The 20,035-nt window shown below is 51.6% G+C and carries 11 protein-coding genes; all 11 read right to left on the reverse strand.

All coding sequences use genetic code 11. The annotated features are described in order from the left end of the window. The 11 genes from HNR45_RS06435 to HNR45_RS06485 all read right to left on the reverse strand — a co-directional run bounded on the left by HNR45_RS06435 (nt 1) and on the right by HNR45_RS06485 (nt 20,035). Nucleotides 1-2,538 (reverse strand): hypothetical protein, encoded by a 2,538-nt coding sequence (locus HNR45_RS06435; protein ID WP_159822522.1) that lies wholly within the window; start codon nt 2,536-2,538, stop codon nt 1-3. Beyond that, nucleotides 2,535-11,741, reverse strand: a complete 9,207-nt coding sequence (locus HNR45_RS06440) for a hypothetical protein (protein WP_159822524.1) — start codon at nt 11,739-11,741, stop codon at nt 2,535-2,537. Before HNR45_RS06440 ends, HNR45_RS06435 begins: the two co-directional genes overlap by 4 nt. Further along, complete coding sequence (locus HNR45_RS06445) at nt 11,734-13,875, reverse strand: lysozyme family protein (RefSeq protein ID WP_159822526.1); 2,142 nt, start codon at nt 13,873-13,875, stop codon at nt 11,734-11,736. The genes HNR45_RS06440 and HNR45_RS06445 overlap by 8 nt, the downstream gene beginning before the upstream one ends. Before the next feature lie 3 nt (nt 13,876-13,878). Then, nucleotides 13,879-14,520 (reverse strand): hypothetical protein, encoded by a 642-nt coding sequence (locus tag HNR45_RS06450; RefSeq protein WP_159822528.1) that lies wholly within the window; start codon nt 14,518-14,520, stop codon nt 13,879-13,881. A 1-nt stretch (nt 14,521) separates the two neighbouring features. Next, the gene (locus HNR45_RS06455) at nt 14,522-14,989 is read right to left on the reverse strand and encodes a hypothetical protein (protein ID WP_159822530.1); all 468 of its coding nucleotides are present in this window, start codon (nt 14,987-14,989) and stop codon (nt 14,522-14,524) included. Then, complete coding sequence (locus HNR45_RS06460) at nt 14,967-17,213, reverse strand: phage nozzle protein (RefSeq protein WP_159822532.1); 2,247 nt, start codon at nt 17,211-17,213, stop codon at nt 14,967-14,969. The genes HNR45_RS06455 and HNR45_RS06460 overlap by 23 nt, the downstream gene beginning before the upstream one ends. Beyond that, nucleotides 17,213-17,803, reverse strand: coding sequence for a phage connector family protein (locus tag HNR45_RS06465; protein ID WP_159822534.1), 591 nt, complete (start codon nt 17,801-17,803; stop codon nt 17,213-17,215). The genes HNR45_RS06460 and HNR45_RS06465 overlap by 1 nt, the downstream gene beginning before the upstream one ends. A gap of 85 nt (nt 17,804-17,888) precedes the next feature. After that, nucleotides 17,889-18,047, reverse strand: coding sequence for a hypothetical protein (locus HNR45_RS06470; protein WP_159822536.1), 159 nt, complete (start codon nt 18,045-18,047; stop codon nt 17,889-17,891). Nucleotide 18,048: 1 nt separating this feature from the next. Next, a complete protein-coding gene (locus tag HNR45_RS06475; protein WP_159822538.1) occupies nt 18,049-18,414 on the reverse strand; it encodes a hypothetical protein in 366 nt (121 codons plus the stop codon). A gap of 12 nt (nt 18,415-18,426) precedes the next feature. Continuing rightward, nucleotides 18,427-19,431 carry a major capsid protein gene (locus HNR45_RS06480; protein WP_159822540.1) on the reverse strand — a complete coding sequence of 335 codons (1,005 nt, stop codon included), beginning with the start codon at nt 19,429-19,431 and terminating at the stop codon, nt 18,427-18,429. 16 nt (nt 19,432-19,447) lie between these two features. Next, the gene (locus HNR45_RS06485) at nt 19,448-20,035 is read right to left on the reverse strand and encodes a hypothetical protein (protein ID WP_159822542.1); all 588 of its coding nucleotides are present in this window, start codon (nt 20,033-20,035) and stop codon (nt 19,448-19,450) included.

The raw sequence follows: 20,035 nt of genomic DNA on the forward strand, positions 1-20,035 counted from the left end.
TCACCCCCACACAACTAACGTGATCGCCGTTTTGCTTGCCACGTCTTGTTTGCTTGCCTTTTCGTTTAGCTTGTTTGTTATTTCCGTTTTAGTGTAAACGTCCGCCGCGCTTGCTTTTCCCTTTAGCGCGTTTTCTGTTGTCGCCCTGTCGGCTTTTGTTCCGATTTCATTTGCGACGGTAGTGGCAAAGTTCGGATCATTTCCCAACGCTTGCGCCAACTCTTGCAAAGTGTCAAGCGTTTCCGGCGCGCTATTGACGATATTAGCCACACGACCGTCTACGTATTCAACGCTCGCATACGTGCCTTTTAATTGGTATTTCGCATCTGCTTGCGTCTTTGTGTAAACGTCGGCCGCGTTCGCTTTTGCATTGACCTGCGCTTTTGTGGCGAATGTTGTATTCGCGTATGTTGATTGCGTGTAACGACCGTCCGACTGTTTGCGCGTATAGACGTCTGTTGTGTTTGCCTTTGTCCCCACCTCCGTTTTTGTCGCAAACGTCGCGTCTGTTTCCGCTTTCGTGTAAGCGTCGATTTTGTCCGTTTTTTGTAAGTATCTTTTGTCTGCTTGTGTCTTTGTGTAAACATCTGCCGCATTCGCTTTTGTGTTTGTTTCTTCTTTTGTGGCAAATGTTTCGGCGGCTTCCGTTTTTGTTGCGAATGTCGCATCTGTTTCCGCTTTCGTATAGGCGTCAATCTTATCTGTTTTTTGTAAGTATTTCCCGTCGGATTCTTTTTTGGTGTAAACGTCTGTCGCGTTTGCCTTGCCTTTTAACGCCGTCGCCGTGTCGTCTTTATCGGCAAACATTGTTTCCGCTTTTGCCGTCGTTAGAAAGTCACCGCCGGCAATTTGTTCCGCCTGTTTTGCCGCGTTCTTTGCTTCCGCCGCGCTTGTGGCGGCTGCGCTTTCTGATTGTTTCGCCTGTGTTGCCGATGCACTTGCCGCGCCTTCCGATTTTTGCGCTTTTTCTGCTAGTGCGTTCAATTCTGTCTTAGTGCTTGCCGCAAGTGCGCTCGCACTCTGCGCTTCTCTGTTGGCGGCTTGCGCTTGTGCGGCCGCGTCCTGTGCCGCCGTGCTTGCTGTCTGCGTGTCTCTGTTCGCCGCCTCTGCGCTCACGCTTGCTTTTTCGGCCACCGTTTTCGCCTTTTGCGCTTCCGTGTTAGCCGTTTCTGCTTTCGTGCTTGCCGTCTGTGCTTTCGCGCTTGCGGCTTGCGCGTTATCTTGTGCGCTTTTTGCCGCCCCTGCCGACTGTGTCGCACTTGTGGCGGCGCCGCTTGCCGTTTGTGCGGCCGTTTCCGCGTTCTTGCGCGCTTCTTGTGCGGCCGTCTGCGCTGTCTGCGCTTCCGTGCGCGCGCTTTCTGCGGCCGTCTGTGCGTTTTTGGCGGCCGTTTCCGATTGTCCGGACTTTGTCGCCGCATTGTTTGCAGTATCGGCGGCCGCTTGCGCTTCTGTGCGTGCTTTCTCTGCGGCTTGCGCGTCGGCTTTTGTCGCCGTTTCTATTTGCGTAAGTTCTTCGGTCCGGCTAACAACGTCGGACATGGAGCGTTCAAGCCTAGAAACAGACTGATCATAGGCCGCTTTCGCCTGTCTTACCGCCGCCTCCAGTCCGTCATATTTCTGTAATGACGCAACCGCATCTTCGCCGCGTTGCACGACGCCTTCGATTTCTCCGACCTTGTCCAAAATTTCATTTGCCCGCGCGTTAAATTCGTTTTGTTTTTGCGCCAAATTGTTTTGAACGTCTGTTTGTATATCGGTAATTTCTTTTTTCGCGTTTTCGGCGGCCGTCTGTGCGGCTGCAATTTCTTTTTGCGCTTGTGCGGCCGCGTCTTGTGTTGCCTGTACTGCGTTTTTTGTTTTATCTTCCGCCGTTTGCGCCGCCGTGTTTACGTCATTCAATGCTTGCCGCGTCTGCGTTTCAATGTGTGCGACGCCGCCCGATACCGCGCCGGCAATTGTGGCAAGTGAATTATTTAGCGTTTCCGCCCCCGCCGCTACTTGTTCGCCCGCTCGTTTGGCGGCCGCCTCCGCTCTATCCGCCGCTGATTCTGCACCGGCACGAATAGCCAATAACGTTTTTTTCTCGCCGGCAAAGTCGGGCAAGTCTACAACGTCAAAGCCGCTTGCATCTGCGTTATATTGCAGGAACGCGAACGGCCGCCCCGCCGGTATAACGCCGTCAAAGTCACCGACGCCGGCTTGTACAAGGCCGTCACGGTTTATTTCTTGCAATATCATCGTAATTTTATCCAGCGCCTTTTCCACGGTTTCTTCGGCGAAGTCGTATTCTTGCGATTGTTTCGTTTCCCGCGCAAGTTTTAACTTTACGCCCTTAGCTAACGGCGCGCCCGTCGTCGGATATTCATACGATTTTTCGCCGTCGTGATATTCATAATTTCCCGTAATTCGTTTCCATTTGCCCTCGTGTTCCACATAGCCGACTACGTCTTTTGCGTCATAGTACCGATACGGAAAAGGGAACGACCTTTGTCGGCCGTCCCCCACGTATACCACGCTTGTTTTTGTTTCTTGGATCATTTCGCTTTCCTCGCCTTTCTGTCGAAAATAATATCCGCCACCGCTTCGTCCCACGTCGCATCAGATTCCGTACACGTCACGCGCAACAGCGTCCAGAAACCGTCCGTCAACGTATCGGAAAAGCCGACAAGCCTGTTTCCGACGCGCGACGTTGACCGCCCAATGTCAATCCAGTCCCGCTTGTCAGACCCCACGGCATACGCCAAATCTTGCAATTCGTCCATGACGCGCAACGCGACCACTTGACTGCCGCGCCCTTGGTAGTATTCACCGAGCATAGTATTCATGGTAAGCGTCGCCGCGATATTCACGCCCGGAATGCCGCCCGTTGCCGTGCCGACAAAGTTTTTCAAATACTCTTTGCCAAAATATTCTTTCCTGTCGTCATCGTCATCGGGGCCGCGACCCGTTAGCGCATCAACTACGCCGCGCAATAGCGTTTCCCGCAAGGTTTGCAAGAATAACCAATACAACACGGTAGACATAAGCGGCACCGGATTGCCGGTGTCTTTGAACGCGTACCCCGCTTCAATCTGCGCATTTAAGACCACGGAGAAAAACGTATAAAACGGAGTAAAGAATTTCATGATGCGGCCTTTTTGCACTTTCGCTTGATCTTGAATTTCGCCACTGCCCCAAATGCGCCGCACCGCCTCATCTGCTTTTGCGATTGCCTCCGCGTCAATCTGTTCCGCCGTCAATTCGCCGCGCTCCATTTCCGCGCGCACCGTATCTTCATACACGGCTTGCCACGTCGGCAAAGATAACATTAAGTCCGTTTTTGTAATTAAGTAGTATCCAAAACGATCCACCGCCTCTTTTGCAGAATATACGCCCTCTGCCGCTTTTGCGACTACGCCTTTTGTTCCGACATAGGATAATTCTTTGCCGGATACTTTCATGTCCCGCGCCAAATCACGGTCAAGGTTTTCTTCACGTTCCGCGATAAAGCTCGATTTTTCTTTGACCTTTCGCGTAATTCGTTGCGGGTGACGTATAAATTTAAGCAACGCCAGCCACGTGCGCCGATGACCCAAAGCCTGATGCACCATGTCAATGTTACAAATGTTCAAAAGTGCCGTCGTCGTCCGATACGCCATGACGGAAAATGTCGCATTACGCCGCAACAAGTTGGCAAACTGTTCGGCGCTCGATTCGCGCACCAGTTCTTCCCGCCACGTGTCGCGCACCCACTCGCGCAACATTCGATACTGCGACTGCCCTATGACTTTCTGCAAGGGTTCAGCCAGCGCCGCATGGTCCAGCAGATGCGCCACGTCAAGCACGGCTTCCCTCATGGAAATGTGCAATATTGCCTCATTGACCGCGCGCGGCAATACATCAAGCGACAACAACAATTCACGATTCACCACCGCTTGCCGCTTTTTCGTCGCCCCTAAACCGGCGCCAAATACCGCATTACTTGACATCTGTTTAGCTAATTCATTCGCCACGTCCATGTCCGACGCTTTTTGCGACAATTGCGGATCGTACACAATAGGATAGTAACCGCCCTCAAACTTGCGGCCGTTAATGGTAAACGGCACGGCCTCCACCTTGCCCAGCGGCACGCCCGTTTCCCGTTCCAAAACGCGGCTTCGCTCCTCATAATAGCCGTCAATAAATTCCCAAATCTTTTCAACGGTGTCCCAGTCTTTTGCCGTCAGAATTTCACCAAAGGCGGCGCTCATTGTCGCCTCATCAACGCCAAACGTATGCAATACACGCTTTCTGTTTTCCGCCGCGCCCCAATTCAGCGCCGCCGTCAATATTTCTTCTTTCGTGTACGCCTTTCGGTTACCGACTTGATATTTTCGTTCTTGGCGCATCGTGCGCATCTCATTACGTGAATAGCGCCGCTCGAATATTCGGCTCAGATTTCGTTTCGCATCGGCCGTCATTTCGCGCTTACGTGTCGCCGCGCGCGCTATCGGATCATAGATAAAGCGATGGAATGAGTCATCATCAATCTTTACCCCGACCGCCCGACCGTCTAACCGGTTCATGATGATTTCCGGCTTGATGAGTTGCGTTACCAATTCGCCCGCTAATTGACCCATACGGTCCGCGCGCGTCATGTCGTTACGGATCTGTCGTAAATCTCTGTTATCTTCCCCGTACCGCTTTTTAAGTTTAAGGGCCAATTCATTCGCCGCGTCGGCGATGCTCACATGTTCGCCGTTCTTGCGGACAATCGCCAAGCCGTCATGCATGCGCCGCCCCGCCGTGTAAACCGCTTGCAACACTTGAACAGTTTCTTCCCACGTTTCAAAGGGCATCTGCCGCCACGTCTTTTCGTTTCGTCCGTCGGCTGCAAACATTGCCCGCAAAGCCGGAGAAATAACCGGATCGCCACCCATACCAAACGCCATGTCCGGATTCAATAATTCTTCAATCGAGGACATCTCGAAGCCGTCAATCGGCGCTTGCGCGTCTGTTCCCGTCAGTCCTAACTGATACATTAAATGATGCACAAAATACCGCGCTTGCGTGTCAAGGCGGATCGGCTGCTGTGACCGCGTCATTCGTTTAAGATTTTCACGCAACCGGCGAATATCTTTGTCCACCTGTTGTTCCTGCATTACCGCGTGTTTGGCAAGATACGCATGATACAATTGCCGCTCTTTCATTTCCGCCGCTTGTGCATAATCACCGCGCACCAGCGCTTTCGATGATAATGTGCCGTAATAGGCGATTTTCCGTTGATACGTTTTCCACGTCAACGATTCACCGATAGGCGCTTGTCGTAACGTTTGCGCCGCTTGTTCTTCAATCAGGCGTAAACGCCCCTGCGTACTGTCGCGAACGTCCCGCAAACCTTGCAGACGCGTGTTGATTTCTTCCCGCGCCGTTTTCTTAATTGCTTGCACCTTCGCCGCGTTTTCCTTGCGTATGTCGGTCAACTTCTGCCGCATTTCCACAAGTTTTTGCGCGTGTTCTTCCGCATCTTCCGCGTGACTTTCTTTTAACCGTGCGACCAGCGTCTGTTCGCGTTCCAGCTCCTGTTCCGCCGCGCGTTCCTGTTGGCGCATTTTGGACAGTTGTTTTTGCGCGTCTTTTACCGATTCCCGCGCGCCCTCATGTTCTTTTAATTCAGAACGCAAATAGGAAAGCACCTCGGCAAGTCGTTCCGCCTCCGTCTGTTCGTCTGTCTGTTGGCGGCTGTCCAGCTTGCGCAATTGTTTCATGTATTCGCCCGCAAGCTTATTACGTTCACGGGCAATATATCTTGTTTCCGCCTCCAGCAGGTCCGCTTGCCCCAATTCGCCCGTCATGTATTCTTCCACTTGCGCGCGGATAGATTCCGGATTCATTAATTCATCGGTGAATGCTTTTCTTTGTTCCTGTTCTTCGCGTTTCAGTCGTTCTTCCATTGGTCCGCCGGCGTCTTCCAACGCCTTTTTGAACGCCGCCGCATCAGCATAGTATTTACTCAGGACATCTTCGCCGAATTGTTTTGCCAACGCCTCATGCTTGTATATTTCTTCTTTTTGTAATTCTTCTGTCCGCGCCGTGCGCCACGATTGAATTGCATCTTCCAGCATTTCCTCGACGCCCTTGCGGATCTTTTCTTCCACTTTCTTTTCGACGGTTTCCGCGGCTCTTGCTTTCAGTTTCACCAAACGCGCCGCCAGTTTCGTGTCCACGTCTTGCATCGTGTCCAGCGCTTTTTCCGCCGTGTAGGCGTCAATCTCTTCCTGTGTTGCGAGCATTCTATCCATAACATTGCGGATTGATTCCGGCGGGATTTCGCCCAAGTCCAGCAAGTTTTGATATATACCCACAAGCCATCGGCGAAAACGTCGAAAAACGGCCTTTAAGTCGCGCGACGGCGCATTGCCTTCACGTACATAGGCCTCAAAGCCGCGCGCCCACTTTTCGTGTGCCGCCCGATTGTCCGCCCCGTCTTTCCAGCCTGTCCACTCTTTGACCGTTTGCCAGTCCTTTTTCAGCCACTCCGGCGCGTTTTCCTGTGCCGCCATTTGTTGCAGATCTTCCAAAAAGACGTGTCCCGATTCATGAACGAAAGTAGAAAAGTTAGCGTCCTTACGGAACAAGAACAACATTTGCCGGCCGTCACGCAAAGCCGTCATGCCGCGAACGTGTCGTTTTTGTTGGTAGTAAGCTTTTCCGTCTGCGTCCTTGACACCGCGCAGTAAATCTGATATTTTAACTTTAGAAACGGTAGCAGATGCTGGGACTAAGGTGGGATAATGCTCACTGAGCCCAGACTGCTGCCGTTTTTCTCTTTCCGGAATAACATCATACAAAAGCAGTTCTGCGTCTTGTATAACAGCTTTTTCGTTACGCTCTTCTACCACCAAGCGAATGGGGTAAATATTTTCTCCCGCTTTTACTGCCCCATAAAATCGGTGGTATCTCTGCGCTTTCGGTTTTTTAGATTTCTTACGGTTTTCTGCGCTTTCGATTCGGCGAGAATGAACCATCACGTCCCAAATCCAGTGCGGCAAAGTGTGTTTTATTTGACGCCCCGTCTTATTCAAATGTGCCGGTGAAAAGGCAACATGCCTAGCACGCTTAGCATCTAACACAACCTTATTTTCGTCTGCAGTAACAAAGATTAACCCCTTTAATCCGCGGAATGTCGAAAGCAACTCATCTTTTAATTGTTTCCGACTTAGTTTCTCGCCCCCTTGCACCGCTTTCGTAATATCCACCACATGCAGGGTTTCATTCGGATCTACATCTTCATTAACTTGCCAATATTCCTGACCGCGTTGCGCATCTGCTTGAAAATATTCAATGCCTGATTCCGCTTTGCCGTCTTGATACATTTCGCCGACGGCTTGTCCGTTACGTTCCAGAACGCGCACGGCTTGATCGCTGAATATAACAAAACAACGCCCGTCTCTGTTGTCTTTATACGTAATACCTTCAATGCCAAATTTACGCAGTAGCAACGACGCCGCCTTTTTTGGTTCTTCTTCGCCTTCTCGTTGCATCTGCGCCACTACATCATGTAAAAAATATTCGCCGATATTCGCGCCAAGATCGTCGGCCGTTGCCGCTATGTACGAATCGGGCCGCGATTGATAATATGCGGCGATTGCCTTGCGCACCGCTTCCGGTTGTTCATTAAGCGGCTTATCCTCGTCCAGCAGAACCTCATTCTCCGGTATATCCACTTTTAACAAACTACCAGATGAGGACGGCTTTTCTCCCGCTTTTTTTGCCACACGTCGCGCCGCTTTATCTTGATACTGTTTTGCCGCGCCTTGTTCTTGCGCAAAATACAAGCCCCAACCGTGTGCCTTTCTTCCCGTACCCGTACCGACCGCGTTTGTGTCAAACCGATCAAACGAACGCGGAGAACCGTGCCAAGCCGTTTGAAAATATTCAATGCGTGATTCCGCTTTCAGAAATTCCCGCGCAACAGCTTGATACCGTTCCATGTAACCTCTTGCGTCTTTTTTGTAGTGGTTAATATCGTCATTGGCAATAAGTTCCGCCGCTTTCGGTGAAGATCGGAAAATGCGTTCGACTTCTTCCGGAGAAAGCCCCTGTTCTTTCGACAAGAACGACGCCACCGCCGCCGGCGCGTCTTTTGCTACATCGGTAATAAATTCAAGACGCCCTTTTTCGCTCAAAATGTTGTGCAGTTGTCCAGCCGCCCGCGGCGCCTCTACAACAACACGGCGCAAGAGGGAACAATTATTTTTCAACAACGCCGGCGCAAATTGCGACAACACTCCAGCGTTTCGGCAAACCGCGCCAACAATAAAGTCCGGATCATTCTTTAACGCTTCGCCGACATCAGAAAGTGCGCCAAGTCCGTAACGGCGAACGGCCAACAATGCTACGTCTTTATCATTGCGCGCTTGTTCGGGCAGCAAGTGGAACAAGGCCGGATCGTTCGCCACAACCTCCAGCCACTCTTTTTTGCCTTGCGCTTTTGCCAATTTACGCGCGGCAATTCGTTTCGGATCTTTTTCGTCCCGCAATGTTTCCAACTTGTCCATGGTAATGTCGCCATTGCGGAGCGCCTTTATTAGCGCCTTTTCCGTCTTGTAGTCGGTATAGCGAAGATAGCCTTTCGCCTTTTCTTCCTGTTCTTTTTGTTCCAGTTCCTCCAGCGTTACACGGCCGTCGTCTACTGCCGCAATTAGGCCCTTATCTGTTTTGTACTTGGTATATTTGCGTAACTCTTTGATGCGCGTTTCAAATTCCCGACGTTCTCGGCGTGCTTCTCTTTGTTGGCGTTCCTTTTCTCTGTCGCCTTTTGTCGCCGCCAATTCCTTTTTGTGTTCTTCGATTTTCTCTTGATAGTGCGCCAACGGAAGATCTAACGCCTTAAAATCAAGCCCGTAAAAGTCTGTCGCGTTATAAAACGCGCCGGTATGATGCCAACTCCGATATGTCAAAAACTCTTGCCGCAATAGCCACGCGGGCAATGCTTTTATTTCGTCAACGCTGATCGCCGTTTCCGCTTCCGTCTCATCAAGATAATCTTCAACGGCCTCAATAATTTCGTCTTTCGTCCATTTGCTCATCGGCTTTTCGCCTAAGTCATACGCCGCGCGCGCGCGATTGCTCATTGAATTGCCGTCATAACCGCCCTCACCGTATCGGTTTTGAAAGTATTCCCGCGGAGCAATACCGCCATTACGCTGCATTAATTGCGCCGCCATTTTGTCCGCCGCGTCCGGTGTATATTCGTTCATAGTGAAAAGCGGGTGCATGTCAAGATAGTCCGTCGCGACAAAGTCCGTATGTCCCATGTCGTGCATCATTTGCGTAAACACTTTCGCGCGTTTTGCCCACAAATACGCCGCTTGATGCGCGCTTTCTTGCGCGTCGCCGCCGACGTTATCCATATATTTTTTTACATCGTCGTACACTTTCATTTCGTCCGGAGATAAGTACATGCGCAAGGACACGGCTTTTTCTTTCTGCAACTCGTCAAACGTATCTTTGTAGGCGTCTATCGTGTTCAACGCATCGACCATTTTGCGCCCGTTTTCAATCTGTTGCAATGCGTCCTCATATTCTTGTTCGCTTTTGATTACGCCGCTTGACCGGAAATATTGCACTTCTTTTTCTTCTTCGTCAAGCATTATTCTATAAAATTCGTCTGCGCGCGGCTTGCGTTTATACGTCGCGTAAAAATCTTTGTACCATTGCGGATTGCTTGACATGCGTAACATTCTGTCCTGATCGTAAACAGAATCACGCCCCGGAACAAGTTCAATTGCGCCGTCCGCCAAGTCCTTACGCATGCTATTAAGTTGATCGGCAAATTCCTGTTCGATATTGTCTATAATTCCCTTGCGTACCGTCTTGCGCGCTGCGCCCAAGTCCAGCGGATTCGCCACAAGCACCTGCCGGATTGTTTCTTTGTCGGCCTCGTCCGCCGCTGAAAACTTATCAGACAATACGCGATCGGTCGCGTTTATCATTCTGTCAATATCGTCTTGCAATTCTTGCGCGTACTTGCTTGCGGCCATGTTTTCCCAATGCGCCGCTATTTCCGCTTGTGTCGTGCCGTCTTGCGTCCATGCGCTTGCCTTGTCTACCGCTGCCCGTTCTTGTTCCGTAAAATCTTCCTGCAAATATACGCCAACCGGCACTTCCAAGCGGCCTTCCGTTTCAATTGCCGTCTGCAAGGCTTGTTCCGATACGACATTGCCGCTTACCATACGATTTAAGATGTCGCGCCCGCCCTCTGTTTCCATAAGCGCGTTCGCATCAACAAAAAAAGCGCCCAGACCTTGTTTGTCTGCCGCCTCTTGTACCGATTTTGTGTATAATTCCGGATCTTTTTTGAATAGCGCGCTCGTCTGTTTGTCCGCCTCAAGGTCACGCAACATTTGCGCGCCGACGGTATGAACGGCCATTTCCTTTTGAATTTCATAGTCCGGCCGCAACATGCGCGCCGCCTTTGATATAAAGCGAACGTTAGCGCCCATGCCCAATACCACCGACATACCCAAGATCGTCGGCGCCGCCGTGATACCCGCATCAACCGCGTTACTGATGATTTCCGTAACGGGCATCTTGCGTGTGCCTTCACTAGGATCGGCCGCCACGTTCCACGCAACGTCCTGCACCGCCTGTTGCGCGACTTCTTCCGCTGTTTCCGACGCAACGCCGATTCCCGCCGATTTTGCGAAAATCTTGCCCGCCTCGCCGACACTTCGCGCGGACGCAATGGAACGCGCCGCGTTGCGGATAATCGACTGCGCGCCCGTCGCCGCCGTCCGTCCTGCAATCTTGCGCGCGCCCATGCTTAACGCCCTGAGACCCATGCCAAACGACGCAAATTCAATTGCCGCGTTAGTTATACCAACAGCCGTGGCCGCCTTTGCCGCCGTTTCTGCGGACATCTTCCCGTATTCCCCGCCGCTTCGATATTCAAGATAAGACAAGCCGCGTTCCATTTCGTTCATACGGTTAAACAGACCCGCACGATACCCCAAACCTGCGCCGGTAATAAAGCCGGGAATTGCGCTGACACCGCCCGCCGCCGCACCTGCTGCCGCGCCCATTAAAGACCCGATCATGATTTCCTTGCCGGAATTAACGGATTGATTGGCCATCATGTATAACTGGCTTGACGTGTCATGAATGATACCGCCATCACCGGACTGCGACATGATATATTTTTGTAGATTCTGAATTTTAGCGTCTAATTCGTCAGTATTCGCACCTTTTGCCTCTAACTCCATGCGCTCATTGCCCATAGCGGACAATTTAATTTGCGCGTCCATTTGGCGAATACCCGACATAACATTATCCACGACGCCCATTGTTTGCTTAACGTCGGAATAATTATGTACACGGATCGCCCGTTCCGTCTGCGAAATGTCGTTCCAGTCGCTCCACGTCTGCGCAAATTCGTCATCACGTTTGCCCATTTCCAGCGTTTGAAAGGTATTTTCCCAACGTTTCAAGCTTTCTTCGCCGGCAATGGAAACGACATCGGGGGACACTTGCAAACGGTCCGCAATTTCTTTTGCGCGGCGTGAATAATCTTCTTTGCCCCAAAAATAGGAACGCCCGATTTCGCTGTCTCGCACTTGTTCCCACAATGTAGGCGCCTGTTCGACCGGTTTCGCATTGACTAAACTAGCCGCCGCGTCCGCCTCTTGTTGTATCGGAGACGGCGCAATTTTCGGCATACCGAATCCCGACGAACGAAACGCCGCGTCTGCCTGTTTTTGCCGTTCTTCTCGATTATCCATTCATACCTCCGTTAAATCCAAGACGCCCGTACTCCCCGGAACGAACGCCATCAAGCCAATACGGCAACTGATCCGCGCCAACGTCTATAAATTCACCGTCCGGCGCATACAAGCGAATAAATATTTCGCCCCGTTCGTTGCTTACTTCTTGCGCGTTAGAATACCCGTATGTACCCAACTCCGCACGCGTGATTTGCGTTTGCGGGTGGTGCGCGAACGATACGTTATCGACCATTAACCGCGCGGCCGTTTGTTCCAGCCAAGCCGGCGGCGGCATTTGTCCTTGATGTTCTTGTTGGTACTTTACCGCCTCATTATTAAGGGCAATTGATGCGCCCGCCCACATAGCGTCAAAGTCGCCGCGTTTATTGCCGACAAGTTTTTTTACTGCCGATTTTACCGCGGCATCGTTTGTGTACCGATATTTGCCCGTACCCTCATTGGCCGCCGTTAATTCATTGCTTAATTGCTTAAGTTGCGTATACGTCGGTTTTAAGCCGCTGCGCTCAAAAAAGCCGGTCAGATCTTCCTGATCTTGAATTTTGCGCGTTGCGATTAGCTGTTTTATACCCTCCATTTCTGAATCGTGTATCTTTTCACCGTCTACTTTTAGTGCGCGAATAGTTGACCGATAGGCGCGTTTTAAGTCCTCATTGCCCGCCGTTTGTTCCTGTAAAAATTGTAATTGCTCAGCCGGCGTCATTGTTTCAAGTGCATCTTCAATACTGTCTTTTTGACGCTGCAAGTCTTGCCGATACGTGTGTTCTTGTTCCGCCGCTTGCGCTTGAAACGCCCGCCATTCTCGTTCCTCCTGTTCAAACAGTTGGCCTTCCGTTAATTGCCCGCCGCCCATACGCGCCTGTACCTGATCCATGTATTCTTGAATTGACGGGTGCGGCGTTCCGTCGTCGGATATTTGCGGCCGGTTTAGGGCCTCTTGCGACCAGCCTGTAACCGGCGAGCCGACATACCAGCATGCGGCCATTTGCGCCGTGTCGCCGCCGGTTAAATCGTAATATTCTTCCGCCATTACCCGCGCGACTTTTTCTTGATTTTCCGGCGTTCGCGGCGCGTTTGCATCAAGCCCCGCTTTTTTCGCGTACGTCTGCCATGTACCGTCTATAATCTGATATTTGCCGCGGGCAACAATACCGGACGCGGCGTTTGTGTTGTTCTCTGCGTTATAGTCGCCGTCGCTTTCCTGTCCGCCGATTGCCGCCAAAAAGCGCTCAACAATTTCCGCGCGACTGCCTCCGCGTCCTTTGTTCTTTTCACGGAACACCGCGGAAAACTGTTCCCGCGTGACTTCCCAAATCCTTTTGCCCTGATTGGAAAAATACGTTGCATAATCGCCGGCGTTTTCTTTTGCTTGCAACACGCCTTTCTTTTCCTTTGCGGCGCTTTCCAGTTTTTCTAATACGTCACCGGACACCAGCCCCGTTTCGCGCGCGTGTTCAATTGCCGTCAGTGCCTTCGTATAGTCGCCCGCATTAATTAATGTTCCGACCATTCTGTTCGTTACGTCTGTATACCGTTTGCGTTGTTCCGCTTGACGACCGGCTTCATCAAAATAACGCGCCTGTAACGCCAAGCCCTGATCGACCCCTTCATAGGCGGCTTGTATGTTGCCCGTATTAATAGCCGCCGCAAGCGTAGCTTCCATTTTGTTTGTGGCCGTGTCCGCAATCCATTGTTTGCGCCCTTTTTCTTCCCAGCCTAAAATCGTCGCCTCACTCGATACAAGGGACTTTTCCACGTGTTGCTGAAACAACTCCTGCCCGCGTCTTGTTTTGATTCCCGATTCGCTCAATACCTGCGCGCGAATATCTTTTTCCGCCGTCAGATAATCTTCCCGCGTGCGCGTCGCGTTCTCCCCTTGTCTGTACGCCATTCCGCCGTCCCCGTACAGCACCTCATTTGTCCGGCGCATATACTCACTTTGCGCATTGGCGACACGCAAGGCGTCATCATCTTCCTGTCGTTTGATCTGCGCTTCAAGGGCAAGGCCCGCCACTTGACCCAACCGCCCCCAGCTTGCGTCGTTTCCTCCGCGCGTTTCAAGGTTACCGGCAACGCCTGTTCTTGCCTGTTGCACGTTTCCGCGCACAGACGGCGTATAGGATTCAAGTTTCATCGCTTACCTCCATTTGCCCGCAAGCCACGGCGTATGTTTGTTATTAATATGGAATTTCCCGCCTTGCTTATATATCGTGTAATTATTGTTTGTCATAACGTCGCCAAGCCGCACCGTCGGATCAGGCGCCGCGTTACTATAATTGGCCGCCCCGACGTTTGACCGCAGGTCACGATACTGCAAGGCGCCGCCTAAAATCGTGCCAAGCATTGCCCGACGTCCCGCCATTTTTGCATTGGCCGCGCCCGCCCTTGCTTGTTTCGCTTCCTGTCCGTAATTCCAGCCCTGTACAAATTCGTTGTATACGTCGTTTCGCTGATTCCGCAAGTTAGCCGCCTTGTCGTCTAAATATCCACCATACGACGCGCCCAACACGTCCATTAACGACCCGCCCAACTGCAAGCCGGCAGCGCCGCCTTCCGCCGCGTTTTGTCCGGCAATTAAGCGCATACGATCCCGCATGCGGCCTTCTTCCCGTCCGTATTCTTCCGCAATCTGTTCTTGTCGGCGTTCACTCATTTTCTGATTCGTTAGCGCCGCTTGTTCTTGCGCCCGATACATATTTATATTGGCCTTTGTTTGCGCCCGCTGCCCCATAAGTTGCGCGCCCACTTGCGCGGCCAACAACGCCACCGGATGACACATGTTATTTCCCCCTTATCTCGAATTTTACAAACTGCACGCCGCCGATCTCGACTTCATCGCCAAACGTCGCGCCAAGCCACGCAAGCCACCGCAACGACGGCGCATTGTTGACGCTCACATAATTCCAAAGCACCGCGCCTTCATTAAGCCATTGATTAATAACGCGCTTGCTTTCTCGTAAAAAGAATTTTGCGTGTTTTTCTGATCCGATGCGCCCCAAGCACCAAATCCCGACACCGTCCGCGCCGATGACCGGACCGCGCCCGTATACCCAAAGCGCCTCCCCTTGTTCGTCCAGCACCACAAAAGATTCACTCTGCGCATGATAGGCGGACTGTAACACAGCCTCCACCGGAGATAAGCCAAACGCCTCACATTCTTCCACATCGTGCGGCCGCATGTTCGTGCCCAAACGATGCAACACAGATACGTCAACACTTCGCGCGTCAACCGTTGTAACCTTGGACATGACCGCCACCCACAGAAATGGAACGAATAATCGCCAACACGTTCAACGGAAACGGTTCATCGGACGAAACACAGACGCGCCCGCGCGTGTTAAAGCCGACGTCCGTATTCGGCATAACCGCCAAAATATCCCCCGTAAAGTTTTCCGCCGACGGATAAGGCAATGCGTCCATGTATTTGAAATTGTGGCCTATTTTGCCGCCTTTTGAGTTGGATACGCGCAATGTTACCTCATTCACGCGTATCGTTCGCGCCTGTACAGTACCGTTATTTAATTGCAACTCGACGCCCGGCTGCTCGATCTTCGTTTCATACGAAAGGCCGGCGGCGTCCGCCTGAATGCTCGTTTCCGTTCCGTCCGGTAGTCGCTTATTGCCCGCCACCGCGGCAATCGTTTTTCCTTGCAGATGCGGCACTTGAATTGTGCCGTTTTGCGCCTGTACGTAACTGTCCATGTAGACATTGCAACCGGAGCGAAAGCGCTCAATACACCGTTTGCCGTTGCGCTCGACAATAACGTAAACCGATTCTTCGCCGTTTTCCTGCACTGTTTCGACCCACAAATATTTTCCGTCTGTCGTCCAGTGCGACCAACCGTAAACATCTTGTTCGCGGATCAACGTCAAGCAAAGCAGAACACCGTCATCGCGCACCATGTATAAAACAGAATCCGGTTCTTGCGCGTAAGCCGCCGTCACAATGGAATGACCTTGCACCAGATGCTTCGCCAATAGCGTCAAATCAATCCCGTTGTAGTTGTCCGATTCATACGAATAGCCCATATCGCGCACCGTTGCGCCGCGCGCTTGTACGTATACAAGCCTGTTGCCGATATATACCGGTTCACACTCTGCCGACCCGCGCATGGTCTGCGTCTTGACCTGCGCCGTTTTCGGCGTGATCGGCTTATCTCCCGGCACGATCCATTCGTTCCCGTCCGTTAATACGATTAAATCCTGTGCGGGAACAAGATGCAGAATGTTGTACATTTCGCGCGAAATTAAGGACAACGCCACGGCGGAGTCGTCGGTTACTTGTCCCGCCGCCTTTTCTACGCTGAAATTGGCATAATCGCCCGTCCGACTTAACCATATTTTGTGCGGATAGGCTCTTGTTCCCGCCAATACCAGCCTGTCCTGATAAAAGCAACAAGCACGCGGATAACCGCGCGCGGCGTCCCACGGACTGATGCTGAATAATTTTGTCGTATCGGTAGACCCGAACGGTTTTATTACAGACACATTCAAGGTAGATCCGGAACATGAATTAATAACCGCTTCGCCCTCATGCATATAGGGAAGGCGCGTAAGCGTCGCCGTCAAACTGCTGCCGCTTGCTACGGCGGAAATGCGCAAATACATTTCTTCGTCTACTGTTCCCGATTCTGTCGCGTTAAAGTTTTTATCTGATGAATAACGGCGGAATTCTTTCCAGCCTCCGTTGCCCGAATAGGAATACTCCAAAAATACATCGCCCGCCCAAAGTCCCGACGTCGTAATTTTCCATTGTTTGCCCACATAAATAGGCGCGGACGTAATGGTGCGTTTTGTTGTTGTCTCGCCCGCAAAATCCACCTTCACCGACTGCGCCGGCATACGATGCGTGACCTGTAAATGCGCGCCCTTAAGTCGTGAATGAATGGACCTCGAATGCGCGACCACCTCAACATTGTTACCAAATGTTTCGTATGGCGTAACGTCCGCCGATCCGTAATCATCTTCGCTTTCAAAGTACATGTGCGAAAATTCATATTCTTTTAATGTCCAGTTGCCCGACCAATCGCCCGTCCACGAATAGCCGCTATCCCTAACTAACGTATACACGGGCAAATCGCCCGAACAAATGAACAAAGTATCGGCGGACTGCGCAAAGCGCAATTTTTTAAGCATTGCTTGCGTAAACGGCGCATCAATAATTTCACCGCTATCTTTCCCGTTGTGCCAAACGCGAATATATTTATCGCCAAACTCCAGCAGATCCCCATTGTCCGCATCACGCGCGAAACGCACCAAAATAGCGTCTTTGTCTGAATACAACGCCTCGCCCATAAACTCACTACCGGCCCGCCGACACACCGCACCATAGGGCCGAATAATCGCGTTTTTGGCGCGCAATAGTGCCGACTTGTATTTTTCCAAGTCTACACGGTTCGCCACGTCGTACGAAATTTCTCCCGTTGTGAACGCCGGCTGAATCGCGTACATCGGGCCGACACCTTGTCCCATTAACGCCACCTCGCATTGCTATACCGATTAAGCGGCTCAGGATCTCTTTGTCGTTCTTTTGCCACTTGCGTCATTGCCATGTCAAGCGCCGCCCGATATAAATTAAATTGTTGCTCGAACAGGCCTTGATTGCCGACAAGCCGCATGCAAAGATCCGCCGCAAGTTTACGCGTCATTGCCTCCAAAAATACCGCGTCCCACACATCAGGATCGGTTACGTCATAGACATAGTCCGCCCACGCGTCGTCTATATCCGTCGCAATGACCTTTGTGCTATTGTCCAAATTAAACACCTCAAACTGCGGCCGCTCGTCCGGCGTCGGCGTTCCGTCTGTCAGTCGGTAGATATACAAACACAATTCCGGATACATATACACGTTTTTATGTCCCGGAAATTGTTTGTCCGGCATCTTCGCCAAACGTTCCACACGGCGGGCAAAGCCCCACGGATATTCGCGCAACAGCATGCGCCGCGTCGCGTCATAATACAATTTACACGCCCGCGCTGTTTCCGTTTCTTCGTGTACGTCTCGAATCGTCCCGACGCCTAAATGAGATAGCGCCAAATTGCAAATGTCGGTGATTGTCATTGCTTGTTCCTCCTTATATGCTTACTAAAAAAGACGCTAGAATAAGCGGCCTTTTGACTAAACATATAAAAAAACAAGAGGGAGCTTACGCCCCCTCAAGTTCCTTGACGGCACGACGGAGCTGCGCCAATGTCGCATCGTCCGCATACGGAATACCCGCGGCGTCTAAACGCGCGCGGCACTCATTTGCCGACATCGTGTCAACGTTCCGCCGTCCCAACCGTCCAAAAATTAATGCTTCCATTTTACAGGTCAGTATCCAAGACCAAAACGGCGTTCATTTTCGCCGCGCCCAAAGTGCCGGAAGCCGCTGCCACATGGACACGAACATAACCGAGCACACCGACCGGCAATTTCGCCGCCAGCTTGCGTTCACCCTTTGCAAGCGTAAACGTGCCAAGCGTCTTTTTGCCCGCCATTGTTTCTTTTTCCGACGTTTCCACCGTGACGGTAGCATCATCAGAAAGCGGCGCCGATACCGTCACGGCCAGCCACAACGGCTGGACGGCGTCGCCTTTACCCAAATAGACAACATCGGAATCAATGCCGCCCGTGCCTACTGACGCAACGTCTTTTTGCCAAAGAAATGTATTTTCTGCATCGTAAATCATTAAGACCCCTCCTTATTTAATGACCGCTTCATCACTACGCAACGCGTCCAGCTTGCGAACAGGAATACCCGCTAAATACAGGACCTGCTGACCGTCGGCAAGATCGCGGCGCGTTACATGTACGTTATTCTTATCAATCAAATAAATTTCTAAGAACGAATATACATCATCATTGACATACGCCACCGCGTTCACCGTGTCCAAGTTGCGCAAACGGTTTTTCGCAAGAATAAATTTCTCAATCAAGGAACGTTTGCCGTCGCTGTCAAGGCTTAACAAATTGCTTGTGTTAATGTTACGAACCGCCGCAACGGCGCGTTGATCGCGTACCGCAAGGCCAGGTTTCCAAGTGAACAAAGTGGACACCGCGCGGAACTTGCGGCCGTCCGGATCTACCGCATCATTTTCGCCCAAGTCGCGGACTTTCAGACCGGCATACGTATTGCGCGGATAAATACCCGTCACGGTACGTTCGCCCCAGCCGACAATCCAAATCGACGTATTTGTTTTGCCCGTGCCGCCGGCCGATACAACCTGATACCCCGGATCACCTTTTTCGCCTTTCAGTACGTTATAACGAACGCCCAAGCCGTTAAATTCGTCCGGATTCGTCATTGAATCACCATAAAGAATATTACGCGCCACCGCTTGCCCAAAGCCTTCAATATGCGCAACATCTTCCGAACGACGGAACTGCGCCTTGTCCGGAGCAAGCGCCAACAATTCAATGTCCACTTCCGAACGTGCTTCAAAAATGGAGCATGTATCGGCGACCTGTTTCGTTGTGGACTTCGACGGATCGACACCACGATTAATGCGACGCAGCGACGGCATCGGGACCGACGTGCGCACCGTCGTTTGGTTACCCGTCGGCAAGTTACCTTCCAACCACGGAATGTCGTCCAAAATCGGATTCGATTCGTTCAGTGCTTCCAGCACCCAATCAATCTCACCCTGCGGGCCTGTGCGTTTACGCAAGTCTGCAAGCGTTAACGCTAAATTTCCTACTGTTGGCATGTTTTTCTACCTCCAATTAATAAACACTAAAATCGGTATTCTTATAAAATCCTGCGACGTCGCTCGTGTTTGATGCGCCGCCACGATTCGCGCGGCCGTCGTCCTCCGCCACCATTTGCCCAATCTGTGCAAATAAGCGGATCGCCTCTACACGGTTACCAAAGCCCGTCGCGTCAAGCATTTCCCGCAATTGCGGAACGTTCTTTTCCATGTACGTAACACCGATAGCGGCTTGTGCCACCGTCGCATCGAATTGTCCGCCTAACTCTGTACGCGCCTCGTCTGCCCAGCCCTTAATTTCTTGCGCCTGTGTCTGCTCGTATTGCGTTGCGACTTCTTGCGCCACCTCCTGCGCATATGCAAGACCGTATTTAGTGACGGCATTCGCTTGTTCTTGCGACATTCCCGCCTCTTTCAACACCTCAGAATATTGTTGCGCGCGTTCTTCGTCCAACTCTACCCCGTCCACACAAAACTCCGCAAAGTCGTAACTTTCCGGCACTGACGATTCCGCCACGTCGGGTTGTTGTTCCGTTTCCTGCGTGCTTTCAATATCTTCCGTGTTTGGCGTGTTCGTGTTATCGTTCGCCATTTCTTCCGGCAT

This window comes from Negativicoccus succinicivorans, assembly GCF_014207605.1.
Taxonomy (GTDB): domain Bacteria; phylum Bacillota; class Negativicutes; order Veillonellales; family Negativicoccaceae; genus Negativicoccus; species Negativicoccus succinicivorans.